Source organism: uncultured Thiodictyon sp. (assembly GCA_903837595.1).
Taxonomy (GTDB): Bacteria; Pseudomonadota; Gammaproteobacteria; order Chromatiales; family Chromatiaceae; genus Thiodictyon.
On sequence record CAILVI010000306.1, the window covers coordinates 1 to 22,622 of the forward strand.

General features: G+C 64.3%; 18 protein-coding genes. 3 read left to right on the forward strand and 15 right to left on the reverse strand.

Features of this window, described 5'->3' with window-relative positions:
• Window positions 1-72: 72 nt before the first annotated feature.
• Entirely contained in the window at window positions 73-747 is a 675-nt protein-coding gene (locus QZY44_RS16800; RefSeq protein ID WP_295448625.1) for a YfdX family protein, read from the reverse strand.
• A gap of 232 nt (window positions 748-979) precedes the next feature.
• Window positions 980-1,936 (reverse strand): glutaminase A, encoded by a 957-nt coding sequence (glsA, locus tag QZY44_RS16805; protein WP_295448628.1) that lies wholly within the window; start codon window positions 1,934-1,936, stop codon window positions 980-982.
• A 492-nt stretch (window positions 1,937-2,428) separates the two neighbouring features.
• Between glsA and QZY44_RS16810 the strand changes: the two genes are divergently transcribed.
• Window positions 2,429-3,541 carry a hypothetical protein gene (locus QZY44_RS16810; protein ID WP_295448631.1) on the forward strand — a complete coding sequence of 371 codons (1,113 nt, stop codon included), beginning with the start codon at window positions 2,429-2,431 and terminating at the stop codon, window positions 3,539-3,541.
• Here the strand turns inward: QZY44_RS16810 and QZY44_RS16815 are convergent.
• The 6 genes from QZY44_RS16815 to mprF form a co-directional block, all read right to left on the reverse strand.
• Window positions 3,523-5,868 (reverse strand): fatty acid cis/trans isomerase, encoded by a 2,346-nt coding sequence (locus tag QZY44_RS16815; protein WP_295448634.1) that lies wholly within the window; start codon window positions 5,866-5,868, stop codon window positions 3,523-3,525. The genes QZY44_RS16810 and QZY44_RS16815 overlap by 19 nt on opposite strands.
• Window positions 5,869-5,947: 79 nt before the next feature.
• Window positions 5,948-6,565 carry an HdeD family acid-resistance protein gene (locus QZY44_RS16820; protein ID WP_295448637.1) on the reverse strand — a complete coding sequence of 206 codons (618 nt, stop codon included), beginning with the start codon at window positions 6,563-6,565 and terminating at the stop codon, window positions 5,948-5,950.
• Window positions 6,566-6,672: 107 nt separating this feature from the next.
• A complete protein-coding gene (locus QZY44_RS16825) occupies window positions 6,673-7,257 on the reverse strand; it encodes a hypothetical protein (protein ID WP_295448640.1) in 585 nt (194 codons plus the stop codon).
• A gap of 557 nt (window positions 7,258-7,814) precedes the next feature.
• Window positions 7,815-9,818: a SpoIIE family protein phosphatase gene (locus tag QZY44_RS16830; RefSeq protein WP_295448642.1), complete on the reverse strand. Its 2,004-nt coding sequence runs from the start codon at window positions 9,816-9,818 to the stop codon at window positions 7,815-7,817.
• Window positions 9,819-9,895: 77 nt separating this feature from the next.
• On the reverse strand, window positions 9,896-11,326 hold the full coding sequence (locus QZY44_RS16835; protein ID WP_295448644.1) for an AcvB/VirJ family lysyl-phosphatidylglycerol hydrolase: 1,431 nt from the start codon (window positions 11,324-11,326) through the stop codon (window positions 9,896-9,898).
• A 317-nt stretch (window positions 11,327-11,643) separates the two neighbouring features.
• A complete protein-coding gene (gene mprF, locus QZY44_RS16840; RefSeq protein ID WP_295448647.1) occupies window positions 11,644-14,319 on the reverse strand; it encodes a bifunctional lysylphosphatidylglycerol flippase/synthetase MprF in 2,676 nt (891 codons plus the stop codon).
• Between the two features lie 197 nt (window positions 14,320-14,516).
• On the opposite strand from mprF, the gene mobA reads away from it, so the two are divergent.
• Complete coding sequence (mobA, locus tag QZY44_RS16845; protein ID WP_295448650.1) at window positions 14,517-15,143, forward strand: molybdenum cofactor guanylyltransferase MobA; 627 nt, start codon at window positions 14,517-14,519, stop codon at window positions 15,141-15,143.
• A 145-nt stretch (window positions 15,144-15,288) separates the two neighbouring features.
• On the opposite strand, the gene QZY44_RS16850 is transcribed toward mobA, so the two are convergent.
• From QZY44_RS16850 to QZY44_RS16865, 4 genes are read right to left on the reverse strand one after another with little or no spacing between them, the layout of a single operon-like run.
• On the reverse strand, window positions 15,289-15,522 hold the full coding sequence (locus QZY44_RS16850; RefSeq protein ID WP_295448653.1) for a hypothetical protein: 234 nt from the start codon (window positions 15,520-15,522) through the stop codon (window positions 15,289-15,291).
• Window positions 15,519-16,010: a hypothetical protein gene (locus QZY44_RS16855; protein ID WP_295448656.1), complete on the reverse strand. Its 492-nt coding sequence runs from the start codon at window positions 16,008-16,010 to the stop codon at window positions 15,519-15,521. Before QZY44_RS16855 ends, QZY44_RS16850 begins: the two co-directional genes overlap by 4 nt.
• Window positions 16,003-16,869 (reverse strand): archaeosortase/exosortase family protein, encoded by an 867-nt coding sequence (locus QZY44_RS16860; RefSeq protein ID WP_295448659.1) that lies wholly within the window; start codon window positions 16,867-16,869, stop codon window positions 16,003-16,005. Before QZY44_RS16860 ends, QZY44_RS16855 begins: the two co-directional genes overlap by 8 nt.
• Entirely contained in the window at window positions 16,869-17,588 is a 720-nt protein-coding gene (locus QZY44_RS16865) for a hypothetical protein (protein WP_295448662.1), read from the reverse strand. Before QZY44_RS16865 ends, QZY44_RS16860 begins: the two co-directional genes overlap by 1 nt.
• A 1,045-nt stretch (window positions 17,589-18,633) precedes the next feature.
• On the opposite strand from QZY44_RS16865, the gene QZY44_RS16870 reads away from it, so the two are divergent.
• Window positions 18,634-18,906 (forward strand): hypothetical protein, encoded by a 273-nt coding sequence (locus tag QZY44_RS16870; RefSeq protein ID WP_295448665.1) that lies wholly within the window; start codon window positions 18,634-18,636, stop codon window positions 18,904-18,906.
• Between the two features lie 266 nt (window positions 18,907-19,172).
• On the opposite strand, the gene QZY44_RS16875 is transcribed toward QZY44_RS16870, so the two are convergent.
• The 3 genes from QZY44_RS16875 to QZY44_RS16885 are packed head-to-tail and all read right to left on the reverse strand — an operon-like array spanning window position 19,173 to window position 22,577.
• Entirely contained in the window at window positions 19,173-19,952 is a 780-nt protein-coding gene (locus QZY44_RS16875) for a hypothetical protein (RefSeq protein ID WP_295448668.1), read from the reverse strand.
• A 37-nt stretch (window positions 19,953-19,989) separates the two neighbouring features.
• Complete coding sequence (locus QZY44_RS16880) at window positions 19,990-21,219, reverse strand: MFS transporter (RefSeq protein WP_295448671.1); 1,230 nt, start codon at window positions 21,217-21,219, stop codon at window positions 19,990-19,992.
• Window positions 21,216-22,577, reverse strand: a complete 1,362-nt coding sequence (locus QZY44_RS16885) for a hypothetical protein (protein ID WP_295448674.1) — start codon at window positions 22,575-22,577, stop codon at window positions 21,216-21,218. The genes QZY44_RS16880 and QZY44_RS16885 overlap by 4 nt, the downstream gene beginning before the upstream one ends.
• Window positions 22,578-22,622: the final 45 nt, after the last annotated feature.

Genomic DNA, 22,622 nt, shown 5'->3' on the forward strand with positions numbered 1-22,622 from the left:
ACCGCCGCAGCGGTGTCACGGATGGGTTGGGCGGAGTTATGAGCGACGACGCGACGGCGCCGCCACGAACGATCAACCGTTCTTGGTCGCCGTCGGCTCGGCCTCCAACCACTCCAGGAAGCTCTGGGAATCGACAATGACGCCGTCTCCGGCGACCTTCAGCGCCAGGTTGGCCTCGTAGAACTTATCCTCGCCGATCAGTTTGGTGGCCTTCTCTACTGCACTGAGGGTGGGTTCGAGCGGCAGCAGCACGGCCGTCAGATTGACAGCGACCCCGCCATCGCGCAAGACCTCCACGGCCTTCTTGTTTTCGCCCTTTTTCAAATGCTCGTTGACCTTGGCAATCTGGGCCGCCTTCTCCGGCGTGTAGACGAACTCGTCGGCGACCGACAATTGGGCATCGATCGGAATGAGGGTGTCGGTGCTCGCCTTCTTCGGCTTGAAGGCGAGTTGCGCGGCGGTCTTCTTAGCCGCCTCAAGCTCGGTCTTGGCGTGGGCGAGCAGCTTCTCTGCCTCTTTTGGATGGCCCTCGAAGATGGCGAGGCGCGCCGCATAGATCGCCCGTAATGCCTGTAAGCCCTCATCCGAGAGCTTGACGCCCGCGTGTTCCGCTTGCGCTGCCTCGGCGAGCATCAGGCCGGGGGCGAACGCGGGCCGCTGGGTATCGGCCTGTGCGACCGTGCCCCATCCGAGGGTTGCGGCAACCAGGGTGGCAGCCATCGTCTTAACAAACGCTTTGTTCTTCATGTTTCAGCCTTCGGTTTTCATGAGTTTGCAGAACATTTTGGCGCATTGGATGAATCGCTGCGCTCGTTGATGAGACGCTCCGTGTCCCCGGTCACGTCCGGCCTCGCATCGCCGTCCATCGCTATCAGTATCGGACGTGACGCTTGACTCCTGGTATCCAATTGCACCCTATGTTTCATACCGACCCCAACGGGGTCGAACATATCAGACCAGGGCAACGCCCTGGGTTTACTCATGCGCCCGGCACTCGGTACAGGTCCCATCCCATGGCCTTCGCAACGTGTGCCACCATCAGTTGTCCACGCACGCTGTTGCCGCTGAAGTCGAGCGGCGGCGAGAACCCGGCAATGGCCGCGACCCCCGGCATCACGGCGAGGATGCCGCCACCCATGCCGCTCTTACCCGGTAGGCCTACCGTGGAGGCCCAGTTCCCAGAGCTGTTATAGAGCCCTGCCATCGCCATCTCGGCGAGTATATGCGGCACGTTGTGGGCCGTCAGTACGTGCTCTTTGGTTAATGGATTGACGCCGCCCGCGGCCAGCGTCGCGCCCATTGCTGCCAGGTCCGCACAGTTAATGAGTGTCGAGCATTGCCGCGCATAGACCTCGCACGCCTCCCTGGGGTCGCAGTACAGGATCTCGTCGGCATACAGAAAGGAGGCGAGGGCGCGGATGTGGTAGTTGGTCGACTGTTCCGATTGGTCGACCTCGTCCGAGCGCTCGATCCGGCGCCCGGCGAGCCGGCATTGCATGGCGAGGATCTGGGCGCAGCGGTCCTGCGCGTCGTTCGCCTCGATCACGCTGATCATCGTCAGCGCACCGGCATTGACCAAGGGTCCGAGCGGGCGATCACCGTGCAATTCCAGCGTGGTTACGGAATGGAACGATAGCCCGCCGGCGTCGGCGCCGATCCGCTTCTCGATCTCATCCGATCCGTGTTGCTCCAGGGCGAGCGCCAGCGAGCAGACCTCGGAGATCGACTCAATGGCAAACGCGTAGCGGGTGTCGCCCGCCTCGAAGACCTGGCCATCGACCGTGACTACTGCCACCCCCGCGAGCGCCGCGGGGACGGAAGCGAGATAGGGGATATAGCTCGCATTGGCCCCCCCCGGCGCTCGGCCATACCGGGCATGGGCCTGCGTCACGGCGGCGGCGATGGCCTGGTTATTAAAGTCGTTGCGCGCGGCCATCGTCAGTCGGCTTGTCCATCGTGATGGTTCTCTTTGCGTTGTAATCGTCATAAGCACGCCGCGCTCCGATTGATACAATTATCATCGGGTGCTGTGATCACAGTGACCTTGGGAGAGAAGTTAGCCAAGTGCGCCGGGACTGACAAGCGTTCGGTTACTCAGAATGGGTCAAGACCTGAAATGATAAGTGGTGTTGCAACCGGTGGAGCGGGGCAGCGACCAGGGGCCTATCGCGGAGCGCCCTTGGTCACTAGTACTCGTCGCGGCCTGGGGGCCGCTCCTGCGGCGTAGGAGCGGCCCCCAGGCCGCGACGGGCTGCGGCGACGACCGGTGGCCGGAATTGTGATCACAGCCGGGGGAATAGGCCGTACACTGGTCGGTCGCGTGCCCTTGCTGCAACCCGATCCGTATGCTAAGTTCGGCTGCAATTGCTTGACTGACTGGCCGCCTCTGGGCGGCCCGTAGCGTTGCCTGATCGAACCTGGAGTTGCCATGAGTTTTACTACCGATGGCGGCGCAGGGGGTGCCGAGTCCGCAAAGAGTCCTGCAATCGCCGGTGTGGTCCCGTCCGACCCCGCGGCTGCGCGGGCCGAGCTGCCGCTCACACTGCTCTGCGCCGGTTACCACCTGCGTCTGCTCAACGCGGTACGCGCGCGTTTCGATGGCCACGCCGAGCGCGTGGTGCTGCCGATCCTGCTGTGGCTGGCTACGCTGCTGTGCGCTCCGAATTCGGAGGTTGCGTGTGCAGCCGCGGTGGTGCTGGAGGGCCTAGGTCTGGAGACGCGGCCAACGCCGCGCAGCTATTCACTGCGCGAGATCGAGCAGGCGACCGGCCTGCCGCGTGAGACGCTGCGGCGCACCGCCGGGCAACTCCAGGGCTTTGGCTGGATCGAGCGCGACGGCAAGGACCAATTGACCGTCACCCCGCGTTTCACCGACTACCTGTGGGCCGATGGCGGTTCGGCGCGGCTGGAGGATTTCCGTTGGACCGCGGCGCGACTGCGGGAACTCTCCGACCCGGCCTGCGCTGGGATCTGCGTGTCCGCTGCGGATGCCCTGGCGGCCATGCGTGCGTGCCGTGGCGACGAATTGTTCCGGTCGAACCGCTGGGCGGCGCCGAGGGCATTGGCGCCGCCATTGGCCGCTGCCGCCGTGGTCTATCTGTGCGGCCACAACCTGCGGCACCTGTTGGCCCTGGCGCCGGCGTTCGACGGCGACCTGCTGCAAGCCGTCCTGCTCGGGGAACTCGGCCACCGCAACGTCACGGCCCTGGCACCAAGTGCCGCCAAGCGCGACGACGATCTCGCCACCGTCATGAAGCTCGAGCAGCCGGATGCGAGCCTGTGGGACGATCCCCAGCGCGCCTGCAATGTACTGTCGCTCGCGAACTGCCTGAATGTCCCTTACGAGACGACGCGGCGTAAGCTGGCGCAGCTCGGCAAACGCGGCCTGGTGCTCCGCGACGAGCGGGGACTCTATTGGGTTCAACCGAGTGCACAGGATCACTTTCGGGAGTTCAATCGGGAGCAACGCGCCGATATGCTGGCCACCGCGGCCAGGATCGAGGCGCTCGCACCCGCACCGGATCACTCCGGCGTGTCGTAATAGGTCAGGTCCAGGACCCCGGCCTCGGCCTTGCGGTGACTGAAATTCCAGTCATTGATCCAGTCGTAGAAGGGCCACAGGCGGGCGCTGTTGCGCAGGATGGCGTAGCGTTCCTTGAATGCCTCCCAATCGGCCGGGCTTGCGACGGCGCTCAGTGCGCTAAGGAAGGGCGCCGCCTGGTCCATGTCCAACTCGACGAAGAGATTGGGGAAGCCGTTGATGATCGTCGGGTAGACGCTGAGCGAATAGAGGTCCGGCACCGCCTCACCATCCTGGAAGAGCAGGGTGAATTGGGACTTGAAGACCCGGTTGACGACCAGTGAGTAGACCCGCGACTGCGCGCCCCGCTTGAGCCGCAGCAGGGTGACGCTCGGCAGGTAGCGGGTGAATGCCTTGCCCTTGATCACGGTGAGGGTGGAGATGGCGCGCTCCCAGTCGTCGAAGCCGGCGATGGGGGTCTTCAGATCCACTACGGGCTTGATATCCGGGTTGAGGAGGTCCGCAGGACCGGCGATCTGCGGGCCCAGATGTTGTGCGATCTGCTCGACCAGCCCGGCCAGGGACCGCTTGCCGTCGCCCGCGTCCCCGGTCGGTTGGGCGGCCCCGGCGAAGGGGATCAGGTCCAGCCCCAGTGAACCGATGCCCTGGGTCCAGGTGTGCCGGACGGCTGCGCGGCTGCCCGGGGGCAGGAGCAGGAGGAAGTTGTCCTCGAACTCCTGGCGCAGGAAGTTGAAGAAGAGCAGGGTCGTAAGCTTGCCCAGATCGCCCCCCCAATATTTGAAGCCGGCGACCGTGTCATAGTACATCCGCTCCAGCCCGCTGTAGCTCATCAACCAATAGGTGCGCGGGGTGCCGCCCTGGCGCCCCAGGACCACGGAGACATTGGTTTGGTGCCGCATTACCGTCAGCCAGGCGTTGCGGTTCTGGCCGCCGCCGTCCCAGATGGCGTCGATCGACCAGCCTTGGGGCCGTAACTTCGCCAGGGCCTTGCCGTAGGCATCCACATAGGCGGCGTCGCCGAAGATCGAGCGGTCCATGAAGGTGTTCCAGGTGGAGAGCCCGAGCTCCGGGTCCTGGACCGAGACATCGGCCTTGGGGTCGAGGAAGAAGACCCAGAACTGATCCTTGACCGCGTAGGTGGCGGTCTGCCCCAGACACACCGGGCCATAAATCACACCGGAGGTGACGGCCTGCGCATTCTCCAGCAGAAAGCGATAGCGCGCCTGCGCGGGGATGGCGCGAAAGACGCTGAAGGGATTGCCGATCCCCCAGGGCGCGTCGAGCGGGGCCGAAGCGTCCCAATGGGCATCAGCCCCCAGGAACAGCTCATCAAGGTGGGCAATGTCGTTGGGCTTGAGCCGCCACACGAAGAGGTTCTTTTGCACCGGTGCACTGGTTTGCTTGCTCAGCCGATACCAGAAGCGTTTGACCCCGGCGTAGGTATAGGGGTCGTCGTAGGGCAGACCCGTACCGATGACGGTCACCGGTTGACCCGGCGGGGACGAGGAGCGCACCAGCCGGAAGTGCGCGCCCGGTTCCTCATCCAGCACGATCGCTGCCAGGTAGAGATGCTCGAAGATATAGCGGGAGACCAGTTGGTGGCGTGGGTCCGGGTCGTTGAAGAAGGCCTCCCAGCGCGCCACCGCTGCCGGCTGGGCGACCCGCTCGGCCGCCTGCCGCTCCTCGTCGCTCGGACCCGGGGCGCCGGCGCCGATCCAGCGTGTCAGGGTGTCGAAGTCCTTGCGCTCGATCGCCGGCAGCCCGAAGGGCATCCCCCGGGCCGGGTTCTGCGCCAATTGCGCGCCGAGCGCGGCCGGGGTGGAGGGACAACTGTAGGCGTAGCGGTTGGCATAGACCGGGGTCAGCGCCGCGCGTGAGAACCCCGGCTGATTGAAGGCGGTACCGGCGGCCAGCAAGCGGTAGATCAGCGAACCGTCCACGTTCTCCCGGGGCCTTCCGGCGTCGGCCAGCACGGGGTAGAAGCCCATTTGGCGCCACGCCGCGAGCGTGGGGGCCGCATCCATATCGGTGCGCGGATAGGCCTCAATATGATTGGCATAGGGGTTGAGGCCGAAGCCGCCGCGCTGCACGCCCGCGAATGAGTCGAGCTTGAGGTTGCAGGGCGAGCCCAGGCAGCCGTGACACGCGATACAGCGCCGGTTGAATATTGACTGGATGTCCCGGTCGTAGCGGATCGGTGTCGTCTGATCCACCGGCGGGACCGGCACAGACGGCGGCTTGGTTGCCGCGTCGGCCAGCATCCAGATGCCGCCGATCTCGGCGGCGAGCAGGATGGCAGCAAGCCAGGCGGACAGGCGGATCGACATGATGCGCTCCGATCTGGGGCTTGGTGGGGGGTGTGCCCCGCCGGGGGGTAACCGGCCCGCTTCCGGGCCGGTCAGTGGCTCAAGTCGCCGCGGCTGCACTGCCGGCGGCTGGTGCCTGCGCCTTGCTCACGCGACGCGCGGCCAGCGCGACGAAGATCGACGCCCAGCCATTGAGCAATAGCTCGACGGCCACGAACAACCCGATGACCCAGGTCCCCGACACCGGCCATTGGGCAAAGATGACGCCACCGAGCAGCATCGAGATGATCCCGCCGAGCACCGCCCAGACCCATCCTGGTGAGCCCCGGTGTTGGATGGCCATCACGATGCGCAGCAGCCCGACGGCGACCAGGACGCCCGCGATGATCAGGGTAAAGGTGCCCGAGGCCAGCAGTGGGTCCTGGACGATCAAATACCCCGCCAGGATGTACAAGGCGGCCGCAAGCACGTGCTCCAACACGCATCGCCAGCCCCGGCAACTGAAGGCGCCGACCAGTTGGAAACCCCCGCCGACCAGCAGCAGCCAACCGAAAAACAGAACGGTGACGAGGGTCAAGCTGAAGCTGGCGCCGAGCCCGATGGTCCCGAGCACGATGGACAGGACACCAAGGCCAAGCAGCCAGCCCCAGTTTTTCTGCAGATCTCCGAACAGGGCGATCTGCGCGGCGGGCAGCGGGGCAATTTCGATATCGGACATGTCAATCGGCTCCAAGTGATGTTAGACGGCACAGGGGGGAGGGCATGTTACCGCCCATCAATCGTATCGCGCCGGCGCCCCGCGGCGGCACTGTTGCAGGTCAACCGCTAGGACACCGGTCGCGCCGCGGCGAACTTATACCTAAAGACGATCCAGAGCGCGACGACGGACAGTGGCAACACCACCAGGAAGACCGACATTTGGTCCAAGAACCCGATCGCCACGGCAATGACTGCGAGGATTCCACCGAGCAGCATGAAGGTCCAGTCGAAATGCACCCCGGCCAGGTAACTGCATACTGCCAGGACCAGGAGTGAGTAAACGGAGGCTGCCCCCCGATCGGTGATTCCAGTCGCCTCGAATAGCAGGATGATCTTGATCGCAATCAGGGCACCCAGCCAGTGGAGGACCTCGGTGCGAATCATCGGCCACACGGGTTGCGCCTGCTGCTTGGCCTTGAGCCAGGCCCGTACCACGCTGATCCCGGCATAAACCAGTACCACGCCAAACCAGTAAAACCAGAGGAACCTGCCTTTTTCCTCGACCTCCGACACCCCGGCGCCCACCAACGCCAGCGCCAGCATGGCGCCAAAGACCCAAAAATCGGCGCGCCGGGTCCGCGATTCCAGTTCGGCCAGTGATGGGAAACCGCGATTCGCGCTCCCTTGCGCCTGCGCAGTTACATTGGACATGGTTGTTCTCCGATTAGTTATTGCCGACATCATACAAGAGCACCGCGGGCGATGATCAATCGCCACTGAGCATGCCGGCCGCGGGACGACGGCTGGCATGCTGCCCGTGGCTTCGTCGTCGGTCATCGGCGCGTCTTACAGGTCCGCCAAGGTACGGGCCATCCTTTGGCAAACTGAACCGCCCCAAGCGCTCGATATCACGATCAACGACGCGACTACGGCGTGATCCGGGCGAATTTACCGGTTTGTGAATCTAACGCCCGAATGCGATTGCTGGCTAGTCGCAGCATACCCATTTTGGGTCACTCGACCATCGACTCTGGGGGGCCGCACCCCAGTGCGGCCCGGCCTCGCGCCACACGGTAGCGCTGCGATGACTAGCGAGGTTTCGCCGCACTGGGGTGCGGCGGTCCCGGGCGGACCGAAGACCAAACTAAACGCCCCGACGGTGATCAGCGGGTCGCGTTGCAGGTCGGGACGCTGATTTGCCGCATGTATTTACATAATCTTTATTATCGGCCATCATAATGTCGACGCAAAGCAGGCATGTCTGTGTACTAGACGGCTGCCACCTTCACGACCACTAGAGTAATATCGTCGGTCTGCAGGTTGTCGCCACGGAATGCCTCCAGTTCTTCGCGCAGGCAGGCGCTGATCTCCTCGGCCCTGCCGCCGGCATGCCGCCGTATGACCTCGGCAACGCGCTGCTTGCCATAGAACTCGCCGTTGCTGTTGGTCGTCTCCCAGATACCATCGGTGGCGGCCAGGAAAATCGTCCCGGGGGCGATGTTCTCCAGTATGAACTCCTCATAACCGCGATCCGCCATAATCCCCAGCGGTATGCCGCCCCCATCCACGTCAGTAAAGTGTCCGACCGCCGGATCGTAGATGAACGGCATATCATGACCGGCCGAGGCCCAGCGCATTTCTCTACGGATGGGATCGATCGCCATCAGCAGCATGGTCATAAAGCGTCCGCTGTCGCTGTCGTCGATGAGCAGGTCGTTCATGTGGTTCAACAGATCGGCCAGCGAGCCATGATCTCGCGAGCGGCTGCGCAGAATGCCGCGCGCCGTAGCCATCACCATAGCCGCGGCAATCCCGTGGCCGGTCACGTCACCTAAGGCCACCGCTAGCGCATCTTTCGGGAGGTCGAACAGCTCCAAATAGTCGTAATAATCCCCGCCGGTTTCGTCGCAGTAGGTACTATGCCCGGCCACCTCGATGCCAGGGATGACCGGGGTCTCTTGCGGCAATAGATTGCGTTGTACGTCCATGGCCATGGCAAGCGACTGGCGCATCCGCAGGCGATCACGCAGACCGGCTGTCATGGCATTGATTTCGTCAGAGAGCTGTGTCAGTTCTGGCGATTCAGTCAGCGCCACCTGGGTCTCCAGGTCACCGGCACCAATTCTGCGCACATGATCCACCAGGCAGAGTATGGGCGCCGTCATGGCCTTCGCCGCCAGCGTGCCCAGCCCGAGGCCGAGCAGCACGACCGCAATTGCAACCGCGATCGCGATCGTACGTCCGATCTCGATGTCGGCCAGGAAATCGGCCTGCGGTACAACCGTCACGACCAGCCAGTTGAGCCCGGTCGCATGGTGAAGCGGCGAGACCTTGATCAGTTGTTTGTGGCCGGCGATTGCGATTGCGTATTGAGCGGAATGATTCAGTGGGTCCAGCGATCCGAGCGTGGTCTTCAAGAACGCGCCAACGGCGGCGACCGTAGCATCTGCGGAGTTCCACGCCAGGACCGGGCGACCCACCGCATCAATGATCGGCGTACCGGTTGAGCGTGCCACGAGCCGGCCGTCGGCATACAGGATGAAGGCCAGGCCGGTTTTCCCGATCTGGAGTCGGTTCAGCATGGTGGAAATCTCTTCCAGGCTCACTTCTGCCGCCAAGACACCGAGAACGTGACCGGATGGGTTCCGGTATGGCTGGCTATAGGCGATGGCCAGGGTCTCCTGCGGCGCGCCAACCTTCGCGATCCAGGTATAAGGTTCGCTCCAGGCGGGCATCCCCGCTGCCAGGCCGGCGATGTACCAGGGGCGCTGGCGCGGTTCGTAGGGAACCGCCCCCAGCGGTTCCCCGGCGATCTCTCCGGCGGGAGAGACGGCAAACTGTTCGAGTAGGCCATGGCTGTAGGTGTCCTTGATGGCCAGCGTATACTCCCGATCGCCGACGTAGCGGGACACCGTCATGGCGTCGCCCGCGGTGCTTGCCCAGTCGATACCGGTGATGCCTGTGGCGGTGCTTGCCTCCTCCAACAAGACCCTGGCCCAGGGGCGCGGACGGGTGGGATCGAGCAGGCCGTCTCTGATCAGGTTCGCGTTGAGTTGGTTGATCCGCTGAGGTTGGCTCAACAGTGCATCGGTCTGGTCGAGGATCTCCCGGTGGATCTGCGCGAGTTCGTCATAGGCAAGTCGCTGGGTGGCGGCATGGCTATGGGTAAGAAAGATAAGGGAGATGACTACGGCGGTCAGAAGGATCGGTAAGGCCAACAGCAGCGGTACGGTGACACGCAGCGGGAGCTTTTGAAGATGCCTGGAAATCATTATTGGTTCCAACATAAAAATCAGCGTCCAGACGCTGGTCGGGAGCGCGCATTACGGGTCGGCTGCGGTCGGCGGGGTCACGGGATGGCCAAGGACTCCAGGATCAGCCCGGCTACCTCCGGGTAGTCACCGTCGAAGTGATGGTCGCCGGAGACCTTGTGGACCTTGATCCCGAGTCCGCTGAGCGCGGGACACAGGCTTTCCTCCTCGTCTTCACCGTAGACGCACAGGCCGCGGGTCCAGCCCAGTGCCTGCATCTGCGGCAACACCGGCAGGGCCTCGGCACCGCGGCCGGTGTTGAGCCAGTCGGTCAGGTGGAATTCGAACATGGCGGTCCGGCCGAGACCTAAGAAGGCGGTGCCCGCCACCCGGGCGCGCAGGTCCGCGGGCAGGCCATTGGCCAAGAAGGGCAACACCTCGGCGCCGAAGGAATAGCCGATGAGGATCACCCGCTCCTTGTGCCAGGCATCCAGATAGTGACGCACGACCTGCGCCAAGTCCTCGGCGGTCTCGGTCGGGGTGCGCGGTTTCCAGAAATAACTGAGCGAGTCCCAACCGACGGTGCTGATCCCCTTGGCGGCCAGTTCGGCGCTCACCCCGCGGTCGATGGCCGCCCAGCCGCCGTCACCGGAGAGCATGACGGCAAAGGTCTTGGGGTCCTCATGGGGGGCACGGACCTCGATCAGGGGCAGGCCCGCAATGTCCTGCGCGGCCGCGCCCTCGGCAATCTGGTCGTGGATCCGCGGATCGAGCCACTGCATGAGCGAGGCCATGGGGCTCAAGGCGGCGCCCCCGGACCCGCTTGGGACGGGGTTGGCGCGCTCGACCGATACCCGGGCGTTCCCCACCTGCTTGGCAAAGGCGGCGACTTGGTCTGCGGGACAGGCCGCATCGGTACCGCCCTCGAACAGGAACCAGGCGGCCGATACCCGCGCGGCGGGCAGGAGCCGGTCGTCCTGGACCACTGCATCGGTCAGTCCCTCGCGTCGGCACGGCGGCGCCACCACCGGCCAGCGCGGACAGAACCCCCGGGTGACCGCGGCGTGAAAGCGGTGCGTGGGCGATTGCAGCAATGCCCCATAGACCATGGCGGCACCCTCCGACTCCCCAAGCACCGTGGGCAGTGCGTTCTTGGGCAGCGTCTCGCGTTCGCCCACCCAGTGGGCCAGACGGTTCAACTCATCCCCCAGGTCCCGGCACTGGGCGCCGTCCCCTGTCGCCGGTGCCTGGCCCGACCACTCGAGCCCGGCGACCAGATGCCCCTGTTCGGCGACCTCCCGCGCGGTGGCGGTGGCGCGCGCATCCCAGCCCCGCACCCCGGGCAGGTACAGCACCAGGCCCTTGGCCGCGCCGTCGGGACGCACCAGATGGATGGTCCCGAAGGGGCTCGCGACCTGCGCCTGCGTGACCCCGGCGAGGGCCGGGCGGGCCAGTGACAAGGTGCATAGCAGGGCAATCAGCGGGCAGAGGAGGTCGCGGACGACGGACAGGCGGCTGACAGATAACATGGATTGAGTGCCCTCTCGCGGGTCTTGGTGTGATTTGATAGGGACTGCCGGCCCGGCCACTGGGAGCGCCGCACCCCAAGGCGGCGCGATCTCGCAAGCGGTCGCGGCGTTGCGTGCTGCGGATGGGCCGGGCCGCACTGGGGTGCGGCGCTCCCAGTCGGTCGGCCTGACGGCCAACCGTCCCGCCTCGGCAGCCGGAACGATGATCAAGGCCTCCATTGTCAAAGCCCGCGTCGCGGCGCAACCATTGCCCGGAGTCGCCCCGCCCGGCACCATCGCGTCCATTGCCTGTGATGCTCTGAGCGATGCGGGCTAGGCTAGGGCTTGATCAGGATCTGCCGGTACCCGCCGGCAATCAGGGCGGCGATATCCACCAGCAAGGTGGGCAGCGGCCGATACAGCGGATAGGCGATATAGCGACTCTGCCAGACCGGATGGAATTTCTCCTTGAAGCTGCGCACGCCCTTGTAGTTGTAAAGACGGCTGCCGGAGGCGTAGGCCAGCCCGGCGAGGCGCTCGTCCGCCCGGGCATAGCGGGTTTTGCCCACGCCGCTCAAGGGCGCCATGCCCAGGTTGAACCAGGTGTAGCCCTCGGTCTGGGCGCATTCGATCATCCGGGTAAAGAGAAAGTCCATGGTGCCGGTCGGGGCGTCGGGCACCTGTCGCATCAGGTCCACCCCCAGCTCGAGGCGCCCCAGATAGGAGGGGGTGAGACTCGCAAAGGCGATGATACGCGGTCCTTGCCGGACCACATACAGTCGCGAGCGGGCCAGGTAGTCCCGGTCGAAGGCGCCCAGAGAAAAACCCTTCTCGCCCCCGCCCCGCTCGCGCAGCCAGGCGGCGGAGACCCCCGCGAGAGCCGCCCAGGTGGCCTCGTCGAGCGGCGATTCCAGGCGCTCCGCACTCAGGCCGTCGCGCATCGCGCGATTGACCCCGGTGCGCAGCGTCTGGTTGCGCCGGCCGGAGAGTGTAAAGTCAGCAGTGGGCACCTGGCCCATCTCCCCCGCCTTGAACAGCGCAAACCCGGCGTCGTGGTAGAGGTGCAGGTGCTCGTGGGCGACCTCGTAGAAGACCGGGTCCAGGTCGTAGCGGTCCGCCAGGTCGCGGAACTCCACCACGGCCGGTCCAAAGGCCGCCGGGTCCCCGATCGGGTCGCCCAGTGCCACCAGGCGACCGCGGATGCGTCGGTATTGGATCAGGCAGCGCTGCTGCGCCGCGTAGAGCAGGTGCTTGTCGCCCATGAACAGCAGATGGGCGAAGGTGCCGCCGCGGTTGGCCTCCAGCCAGTCCCTCGCCTGGGCAAGGGCGGCGGCATCGGTGGGCGGGAACTGCGGTTTGGGCATCCGGAACATCCCCCAGGCGAGCCAGGCCACCAGGGCCAGCACCGCGAACGGTACAGAGCGTAGATAAAGGGCGACGTGCCGGTGCGGCTGCGACTGGAACCAGACCCCGCGCCAGGTGATGGACTCACCATGCAACCAGGGGCCGAGCAGGACATAGGCGCAGACGCTGGCCACCAGGGCCAGCAACCACAACAGATTGCGCCGACCCAGAAAGGGGTAGGAGACGCGATAGAAGGCATCGCGCCGCAACCACAAGAGCCCGGCCACCGCGAGCAGAAACAGGACCTGCTCCGGGGCTGCCCCCTTGAGCACGCTCAGGAAGGCCCCGGCCAACAGTAGCGGCATCGCCACCCGATAGGCACTGCGCACCTGCTGGTCGATCCCCCGCGATAGGGCGATCAGCAGTACCCCCACCCCCACCGATAGGAAGTGTGAAAGCTCGAGCGCCGGCAGCGGCAGCACCGTAAGCAGGCGCTCCACCCGATCCTCCAGGGCCGGCAGGGCGGCGGAGGCCAGGAGCAAAAGCCCGGTGCCAAAGATCAGTAGGCCGAGCAGGCGCACCCCGACGGAAGCAATGACATACAGCGGCAGGCGCAGCAGCCCGACCAGCGGATTGTTCTGCCACAGCTGCGCCAGCCGGGCGACGATCGGCGCCGCGGGGCGGGCCAGCAGGCCGGTGCGCAGGGTGAGCCCGATCAGCCAGGGCACCAGATAGTAGACCAGGCGGAAGATCAGGAGCCCGGCCGCCGCGGTCTCGATGGGGACGCGCAGCCGTGTCAGCATCACCAACAGGGCTGCATCGAAGACCCCGAGTCCCCCGGGGATCAGGCTCAAGACACCCAGGGTGGCCGCGAAGGTGAAGGCCGCAAGGAAGGGACCCGGGGTGAGGTGGGCGCCGCAGGCCGTCAAACAACACCAGGCGACCAGTATCGCCAGCAGCCAGTCCAGCACCGAGATCGCCACCAGCGTCAGCCCCCCCGTGAGGCCGAGGCGGGCGGTCCCGCTCAAGACCCGGTGCAGGATCGCCGGGCTTGCCGCCAGGGTCAGGAACACCGGCAGATAGGCGGCATAGCCGATCAGGATGCCGAGCACCGCCCAGCGCGGCAGCAGGCGCGGTGCCAAATTGGTCTGGTCCAGGGCGAGGGTCACGAGCACCAGCACCGCGAGCCCCACCGGCGCCGCCAACATGATCACCCCGGAATAGAGCGAGGCGACACGGGTCGCCACCCCGTCGCGCGTCAGCAGCAGGAGGCGGATGCCTGAGCCCGCGAGCCCGGACAATCCGATCAGGTTGTTGGTGGTATTGGCGACCCAGCTATAGCGGATCAGCCGGTCCGCCGCCAGCCGCACCTTGAGCCACCGGCTCACCCACCAGTCGTAGAGCACCATCTCGAAGACCGCGACCAGGGCCAGAGCCTGGAGCCCCAGGAGGTAGCCCAAGGGGATGCGGCGCACGCCCTTGAGCAACGCGTTGACGTTGAAGCCCTTGATCTCGTACCAGGCAACCAGGGCGGTGACGACGATCAGGAGCGGCGGCACGCCGCGGCGCAGCCAGGCGAGCAGCGTGGCGGCGCGGCGGTTGGTATCGCGCGGGGCAGCCGCGTGTACCCCGGAGGGCGCGAGGATCGGGGTCTTGGGGGGGCGGGTCATGGTGACCTCGGGCGACTCGCGGCGGTGTCAGCGCGGGGTGAAGGGGAATGCCGCATGCTCCCATGCCCGGCAGGGCGGCGCAATGCGACCACTTCTCGCCGACAGAATGTCGGCGCTCCCAGGCGCGAACCTCCGCGGCCCGGCACCGATTCTTGCACGATTTGCGGCGCACCGGTGCGTTCTGGGATCATCGCCGGATGCAGCCCCCCTACCCTAACCGCACGGCCATCACCGGCGTCATCCTGGCCGGCGGCGCGGCGCGCCGCCTGGGCGGGCAGGACAAGGGGCTGTGGTCCTTCGCCGGCCGGCCGCTGGTCGAGTGGGTCATCCGCGCGCTCGCCCCGCAGGTCGGCACCCTACTGATCAGTGCCAACCGCAATCTCGAGCATTATGCCGGCTACGGCCTGCCGGTGGTGACCGATCTGGACCCGGGCTTTCAGGGACCGCTCGCCGGTGTGCGCAGCGCCCTGCGCGCGGCCCGCACCGACTGGATCGTCACCCTGCCCTGCGACGGGCCCTACCCCGCGCCCGACCTGGTGGCGCGGCTCGTTCAGGCCCTGCACGATCAGAGGGGCGAACTGGCGGTGGCCACCGACGGCCGGCGGATACAGCCGGTCCATGCCCTGCTCCCGGTCGCCCTGGCCGCCGATCTGGAGGCCTTTCTGGACACCGGTGAGCGCAAGCCGACCCTGTGGTATGCCCGGCATCGGGTCGCCCTCGCCGACTTGAGCAACCGGCCGGGGTGCTTTGCCAACCTCAATACCCCGGAGGATGCGGCGGACCTGGCGCCGATCCGTCATGCGGGCCGGGACACCGGTCGCTAAGGCGCACCATCCGGGTCCAACACCAGCGGCATCCGCTGTACGTCGAAAAGTTCGCGGATTCAGGTCCTACAACACCGAGACCACGAGCCACAAGCCTGCGTTCCGAGCGGCCGTTGCGCCCCGACGCCTTTGGTAGCGCCCGACCTCAACCCGCCTGACGCCCGCCCGCTGGGGCCGCGGCAAAGGGCCAGAGGACGGGCCGCCTGGTCTGGAGTGACTGATAAACCCCCGCCCACAGGGTCAGCAACTGCGCCTGCGCGGCTGGATGCGCTGCGGTGCTGATTGAGATCAGCAGGCATTCCCAGCGCGACTGAGGGTCCAACCCCAGCGCCTGCCTGAGCCATTGCCGCGGGTCACGCTGGCGCTCCAGGTCAATCAATTGAAGAGTTGGTCCCGGGTCACCGCGGCTCGGCCGCCCCGCACGATGCAGGTCTGCAGTGCCTGGGCCTCCCCGATCAGACCGATCGCCAGCTCCACCGGCGGCGCCTGGCCGTTGCTGATGGAGCGCGTCTGCTGGCCCTGGAGCCGGAGGGATGGGTATTGGCTGGCGAGTGCGCTGAGCTCAAAGCCCTCGTGGCGGCGGCTGCGCACCGTCATGAGGGTGAGCGTGAGAGACCCGCCATCCCCCACTAACGGCGTGACGGCATACCGGGTGACTGGGCTGTGTGAATCGTCGCGACCCACCCCGGGCGGACCGCCCGGCAGCGGGTCCAGCCGATATCCAGGCACCGCCAGCACGCCAAGCGGCGCGTCATTGGCCGCGGGCGCACCACTGCGAAACAGCGTGTGCAGCAGCGCCAGCAGGGACAGTGTCGCCATGACGGCCAGGCCAATACGCAAACCAGGCGTGGGGAGCGCGCTAGACATCGCCCGACCCCGAGGCCGCGAGCTGCCGCTCCAGGGTCCGCAGATACAGCGAGGCAAAGACAGACACCGTCAGCGCGGCAAAGATCAGTGAACCATTTTCCTCATGAAAAAACACTAACCATTGCTGCTTGCGGGAAAGGCCGCTGCCGTTGATCGCCGCCAGCAAGGCAATGCGCAGGGCATTACCCGCAATCGCGAAGAGCGGCGCTGAGGCGATCACCAGCACGCGCAGCCAGCGCTGCCGCAAGGGAAAGGCGAGCACAAAGATCACCGCCACAACGCTGAGCAGACCGATGATTTCGGTCCCGCTGCATGCCCCGGAAATATAGATACTGCCACCTTCCAACAGAACCTCGCGGCCATTGACCCGGACATCGATACCACAGAGCAACAGGACCAGTTGAACGAGCAGCGCGGTGCCGTGGGCGAGTGTATCGTCAGGCAGCAGGCGCGGCAGCAACAAGGCCATCGGCAAACAGGCGAGTACGATCAGCGAATCGCGGAACCGGCCCAGCCGGCGGGGCGCCTCGCACAGCAAGGCGAGACTTAAGCCCTGCAGCAGGGCGAGCCCATAGACCACCAAGTCCGCAAGCGCCGACTGCGCACTGAGATAACCGGCGGCCAGGAGCAAGACAGAGCCGAGCAAAAAGCCGAAGCGGCTCGGCCGCGGGGTCAGGCAGGGCAGCTGATCCTCCATGCTGATGGCCGCCCCGCCCCATACCAGGCCCGAGAGCAAGGCCAGGCGCAGGCCCTGCGCATAATAGCCGGTGGCGACACTATTCAGCGCCACCAAAACCGCCGTCAGCAGCCACAGCCCCCGCGGCGACCAGGCCAGGCGCCGCATGGCTTGGTGGATCATCAACCGACGGTGGGTACCGGCGGCGGCTTCTTCAGCCAGATCATCCGCCGCAAGGCGAACGCGACCAGCAGCGCGACCAAGACGATGCGCAGACTCTCGATGCCCATCGCCACGATCCGCTCGCGACGCGCTTGCCCCTGTTTCATCTCCACGCCGACTAGCCCCGTGCCCATCACGGCGATGATCTTCTCCTTGCGTTGCTCCAGCGTCTGCTCAGTCAGCGCGCGGTCTCGATCCTGCGCGCCGGGGATTGCGGCGAGGATGGCGGTCAATTGCTCCGGCGTCGCGGCGGCCTGAACTTGGGATTTGACCGCCGACACTTGCTGCCCGAGCTGCTCCAATTGACTGGCGTCCTGGGCGTACAGCGCATACGCGGACGCCATCCCGCCCCACAACTGGATCGGCGCCACCAGTGCATACAGCAAGAAACAGACCCGACCGGCCAGCAGCAAGGGACTGAACAGCTTGCGGCTGGCGTCGGCGTCCGGATCGACATACATGGCAATCCAGGCGATACAGAAACCGGCAAGAACGATCGGACTGTTGTTGATCAGCAAGGCCGCCAGCTTCAGATACCAGTCACGACTCTCCAGGTGGAGCGGGATCAGCCCGGCCACCACGGAAAGGGTAAAGACCCCCACTAGTGCAAAGGCCGCATAACGCAGCCGGAATGAGAGCAAGCCGGTCGATCCGAGATTGCTGGCTTCGATTGGTACCATGGTCTTATCCGTTTTCAGGCAGTGTCGGCGCGGGCGGCCGTGGCGGCCGTCGGCGCAGCTTACGGCTCCAGCCGACGGCCGCCACGGTGCCGAGGATGGGCAGGGGGGGCCGGAACGGCAGCTGCAGTGGCGTAACTCCATGAATCACATTGAAAGGTAACCGCGGATATCGTCCCCCACGCACCCGCCTGCACGCTGGGCATCGTAACACCCCAAGCAAAAAACGCACTATAGACCCCTGCGTTCGGCAAGACAAACCCGGAATTCACGGCTGTCGCGCGCTTGATCAGGGCACCCGCCGTCAATAGCAGCCACTCGGCCACAGCGCAACTAACCATCGAACTCTCCAGATCAGCGCTGAAAAGCCCCTTACGAAAATTCACGGTCTTGAATTTTGAATTGAGCATTTCTTGGTGATAACATCCATCTCTGAAGTTTCCTGAAGTTTCCGGGTTCAAAAAGCGGTCCAGGGCCAGGCACTTGGGGCCAGGATTGTTCAGGGGTTTGGCCGGCGCTAGGCAAAGCCCTCGAAAATCCCCCCAGCGCCCCCCCCGCCCCGCTGGTACCCCCCCTGGAAAAGCCCGAAACTTCAGATCCATAGTTCCGCCGTGCCGCCCGCCGTGCGCAAGACCTTGACCGATCACCAGGGCAAGGAAATGGCCCGCCATCAGGAACTCGCGCGACGGCTGAGGAACCTCGTGTACTTATTGGAACCGCCGAGTGTCAATTACTATGAAGCTGGTTATGCATTCAACCAAGAATCCACGTGTACTGACGGGCATCGGCTCTGCCGCCATCGTGTCAGTGGCGATGGCCCTCTGTCCTTCTTCGGCTTCTGCCCTGGCGTTTGACTGGTCATGGACGGCTACTGGCGGCTCAGGCGGGCCAACGCCCCAAACAATCACCGGTACCATCTTCGGCCTGGTCGACGGTGTTAACACTGGGTCTGGCGTTACTGCAATAGTGACTAACCCGGGGGTGGGGCTTAGCTCGATGTTGGGCCAAGTGTTCAATTTCAGTAGCCGGCCTGATTTGAGCATCGCTGATGCTTTCACCGTTAGCGGTGGAGCTGTCACCATGGCAAATGCAGGTTTTAGTGGTGCCGCTGGAACATTCTCTCGCCACTGCTGGTAAGTACGGCCCCTGGATTGGAGATGCTTTCGGAAATCAATACTGGAACTATGATGGCGATTATGGCAGCATGAGCTTTACTCAACATGTCCCCGGCCCACTTCCAATCCTCGGCGTCGTTGCAGCGTTTGGCTGGAGTCGTAAGCTGAGAAACCGTATCAAGGCAGCGAAGGCAGTTGGTCGCTAAGCAACTCCAGGCCCCTTAGCCGGGCCAGTCGCAATAGAACTCCAGGTAGGTGCCTTGACGCTTCAGGATGAGCGCCCACTCGTCCTCGTCTTTCGGTAATTCGGCGATAACGTCCTCCCACTGCAGGGCCAATTGACCAGACTGGGGCTGCCGGGCGCCCTTTCCGACCCGGCCGCGGTCCGCATCATGGTTCCCTGGTTGAGCGGGTGACGCTGGAGCATCGGAGAAGGGTTACGAAGCGGGAGCTTCGTAACCCGCTGGGCATGTCACTCTCTGCGCGCCTGCTTGTCTTTCGGAATATTAATGACGCCGGCACCATCGACCAGCCATCCCTGTTCTGTCTTGATGGTCTTGACCGTCACCTCATAGGGCTCAGGCTCAAAATTCGGATCGATCCCCTTCAACGTCACGTAGTTGGTTGCGGCGTCGCAGCGCAGCACCTTGAAGCCTTGGTCGGGGTAGTCTTGGGCATCAAAGATGGGATCGGCGTCCAACCCGTCTTCTTCTGACGCACTCTCTTGATAGGCATTGCCGACGAGCTTCTTGTGTGCCCGTTTGAAACCGTCAGTGACTTGTGTATTTTGTTGCACCCAGATATCTGGAGTGACTTTTTTCCCGTCATCGTTCGGCAAATCGCTATAGCGCTTGTAGTCGTTGATAAAGTCACTGGCAACCTTGGCTTGCGCAGTGCAATCGGCATGGGCAGAGGCAGAGGAGTCTGAGGCCGTAAGCGCAGCGATACGCTGGGAATAGGCCTGCTTCAGGCAAACGGCGTCCTTGCAGGTGTTGCGCTTTTTCATCCAGTCACGTTGGCTGCCCTTGATCTCATAGGCCGCAGCGGCAGCACTTAACGCCTGACGATAGGCCTTCGACAACGTATCGTCGAGCGCCGATAATTCGGGGTCGGAGCACACCGCGCTTTCCACTAAGGTAGCGGCCTTGGCGCAGTCGAAGCTTGCCGCATGAGAGGCAGAGACCAAGGGGAAAACCAACAGCAAAGTAATCAACACCTTGCTGCGGCCGAGAAAGATTAGCTGATAAATCATGGTGCTGTCTGAAAGTTGGTACTGGTTATCGAATATCTCAGACGGTGGCATCGGCTTTGGAAAACAGCCCCGGGCCCGCCCCGCGAAACGCGGCCAGCAACAGCAGGGGCAATATCATCAAGGCCGCGGTAATCCAGATCACATCGCCCTGCGCATTTTCCGCCCAGCTTTCGATCTGTACCCCCAGTCCGTTGCCTAGCTGCATGGCCAGCAAATAAATCAGCGAACTGGCCAGGAAGTTCTGCGTATTCAAGTCTTCGGCAATAGCGCCATAGATCGCCACGTTGGCCCAGCCCATGGCCAGGCCAAGGGTGAAGATCGGCGCGGCACAGATGGCCAGCAGGTTGAATTTCAGCAGCGCGGTCAGTATCGCCAGAGACACCAGCAGACCAATCAGCGCCCGCTGGGTATGGCGCGCAAAGCCCCCGGCCTGGGTCGAGACCAGATAACTGCCCACCACGATGCCCAAGGAGGCGATCAGGGTCATCCCGCCGACGAACAGTGCGCTCTTGCCCAGGCGCAGTTGCAGGTAGTCGGAGAACAGATATTCAGCGCCGACGGCCAGTGACGACACCGCGATCTGACTGACCACCAGCAGATAAAACAGAGGCCCGAATCCCTGAGCGCCCGGGTCGCGCCCCGGCGCGTCCGCCGCGGCGGGCGGCGGTATACGGTTGAGTGCAGCCGCCCCGACCGCCAGGGTCAGCAGGCTCAGGATGCCGAGCAAGGCAAACACATAGCGCCAGCCATCGTCCGTCCATTGCGTCAGAGCCCCGCCCACCATCGGACCGGCCATGACGCCCAGCGCGCCACCGCACTCGCCCCAGAAGAGGACCTCAACGATCCGCGAGCGATGATAATCGCCGGCCGTCCACAACTGCCCGCCGAAGGACATAGCGGCACCCAATCCCTGTATGACCCGGCCCGCGAAAAACACCGACGCCTGATCGGCGAGGAAACAACACGCATTGCCCAGGGCGAAGATCGCCAATCCGATGAGGAAGAACATCCGTGAGGGCAGAACACGCTGCACAGGACGGTTTATCAATAGAAAGAGTGCGGCGCCGGCGACCATCGGATAGAGATAGGCGGTGATGATCCAGCTGTCGTAGGCTTGCGGTAGATCCAATGCCCGGCCAATGCGAGGAGTGGCGACCAGCGCGGCCGTTACTTCCAGCGCGGCAAATACTTCGACGAGAAAAAATGCCAGCTTATACAGCAGGTCCTGCCAGTGACTGGAGGGGGCCGAAGCGGTTGCCGTGGTCATGCGGGCGAATCCGGCTGGGGCTGATCCGCGAGACTGAATAGCGGGTCGTGGGCCGACTCCTCGACCAGTCGGTGTATGGCCAGACTGTAGTCGAGCAGTAAACCTGGCGTCCACACCATCTCTTCTGCCTGTCGCCGTACCAGGGCCGCAATCCATAACGAGCGACTGGTCATCAACCGGACTAGGGTCCATAGTGTATTACGGCCCCCCAGACTGCCTGCCAAGGCGACGTCCAGCGCCAGGGCGACCGCCACTGAGCAATTACGGTTGGTCAGGTTATAGCTGCAATCACGCTGAAAGAGCGCCCAGAACCACCGCAACTGATTGGGCTTGATTCGCTGGAACTGCAAGGTGACATTGGCGGGCATCCAACTGGCGACTTCCGCGTCATAGGAACTGAAGAAATAGCCTTCGACATCGTGTGAGCGCAGGTCGTCCAGAAAGGTGTCAGCCGGGTGAAAATCATCGCGAGGGTAAAGGCTTAGATAGATGTCGGGCGGCATGAAAAGCGCCGAATGACCGGTGGAGATGGTGCCCTTGGCATCGACGGCCGCGATATAGCGCCGGATGACCGGCGGCCCCTCGGCGGTTCCAGCATCGGCGGAATCGGTGGGCGTCCAGATGTACAGCGTCAGGTGCGACGCGGCGGGGTCATCGGCCTGACGGGCAATGTCTTTGACGATCGTGTCGAGATTGCCGCTGCGCAGCTGTTCACGAAAACGCTCGAGCCGGTGGTTCAGTAAACCGCTCCACAGTTGCGGCAAGGCCAGCAGTGAGGGCACGCTGCTCAATGGGCTACGGTCGATCCAGCGTAGCCGCAGCGCCGTCGTGATCATCGACAGCCCCCACAGTATGGCACCCAGGCTCAGCAACAGTGGAATCACCCAATGCTGATCGTCCTGCCAGCCGCCATAGGCGATCACCGCGCCCAGTGCCAAATGCTCAAGTCCACTCAGGCCGGCCATTTTCCAGCCGGGAAAGCGGATCACCCAGGCCGCCGCGCACTGGAACAGGCCATTGATCAGGAAGGCGGCGCCGAACAGGGTGGAGGCCAGAAAGTCCACCTGCATGGGAAAATCCACGATCAACAGGCCGGTGATCACCGAGACCAGGCCGGTCAAGGCATACAGGAGGAAACCGGCTCCCCAGTGTGAGAGAGCGCCGAAAGTGATCTGCAGCAAGCCTTTGATCACCAGGCCCCAGCCGAAGCCTTCCAGGGTCAGCAGCGTGATGTGGTCGGTCGTATCAATGAGGATGACACCGCCGGACAATGTCACCAGCAGGCCAAGGGCGAGCAGCCAGCGCCAGTTACGGCCCAGGTCTCCGGCGCCGATCAGCAAGAGGGCAAGTTTAAGCATCGCTACAGACCCCAATCGCCGGGATATCAGCAGCGCTACCTTAAG

Bases quoted from the DNA above. Each gene is read 5' to 3' on its own strand.
- QZY44_RS16800 (WP_295448625.1), bottom strand. From the start codon at position 747: ATGAAGAACAAAGCGTTTGTTAAGACGATGGCTGCCACCCTGGTTGCC.
- glsA (WP_295448628.1), bottom strand. From the start codon at position 1,936: ATGGCCGCGCGCAACGACTTTAATAACCAGGCCATCGCCGCCGCCGTG.
- QZY44_RS16810 (WP_295448631.1), top strand. From the start codon at position 2,429: ATGAGTTTTACTACCGATGGCGGCGCAGGGGGTGCCGAGTCCGCAAAG.
- QZY44_RS16815 (WP_295448634.1), bottom strand. From the start codon at position 5,868: ATGTCGATCCGCCTGTCCGCCTGGCTTGCTGCCATCCTGCTCGCCGCC.
- QZY44_RS16820 (WP_295448637.1), bottom strand. From the start codon at position 6,565: ATGTCCGATATCGAAATTGCCCCGCTGCCCGCCGCGCAGATCGCCCTG.
- QZY44_RS16825 (WP_295448640.1), bottom strand. From the start codon at position 7,257: ATGTCCAATGTAACTGCGCAGGCGCAAGGGAGCGCGAATCGCGGTTTC.
- QZY44_RS16830 (WP_295448642.1), bottom strand. From the start codon at position 9,818: ATGATTTCCAGGCATCTTCAAAAGCTCCCGCTGCGTGTCACCGTACCG.
- QZY44_RS16835 (WP_295448644.1), bottom strand. From the start codon at position 11,326: ATGTTATCTGTCAGCCGCCTGTCCGTCGTCCGCGACCTCCTCTGCCCG.
- mprF (WP_295448647.1), bottom strand. From the start codon at position 14,319: ATGACCCGCCCCCCCAAGACCCCGATCCTCGCGCCCTCCGGGGTACAC.
- mobA (WP_295448650.1), top strand. From the start codon at position 14,517: ATGCAGCCCCCCTACCCTAACCGCACGGCCATCACCGGCGTCATCCTG.
- QZY44_RS16855 (WP_295448656.1), bottom strand. From the start codon at position 16,010: ATGTCTAGCGCGCTCCCCACGCCTGGTTTGCGTATTGGCCTGGCCGTC.
- QZY44_RS16860 (WP_295448659.1), bottom strand. From the start codon at position 16,869: ATGATCCACCAAGCCATGCGGCGCCTGGCCTGGTCGCCGCGGGGGCTG.
- QZY44_RS16865 (WP_295448662.1), bottom strand. From the start codon at position 17,588: ATGGTACCAATCGAAGCCAGCAATCTCGGATCGACCGGCTTGCTCTCA.
- QZY44_RS16870 (WP_295448665.1), top strand. From the start codon at position 18,634: ATGCTTTCACCGTTAGCGGTGGAGCTGTCACCATGGCAAATGCAGGTT.
- QZY44_RS16875 (WP_295448668.1), bottom strand. From the start codon at position 19,952: ATGATTTATCAGCTAATCTTTCTCGGCCGCAGCAAGGTGTTGATTACT.
- QZY44_RS16880 (WP_295448671.1), bottom strand. From the start codon at position 21,219: ATGACCACGGCAACCGCTTCGGCCCCCTCCAGTCACTGGCAGGACCTG.
- QZY44_RS16885 (WP_295448674.1), bottom strand. From the start codon at position 22,577: ATGCTTAAACTTGCCCTCTTGCTGATCGGCGCCGGAGACCTGGGCCGT.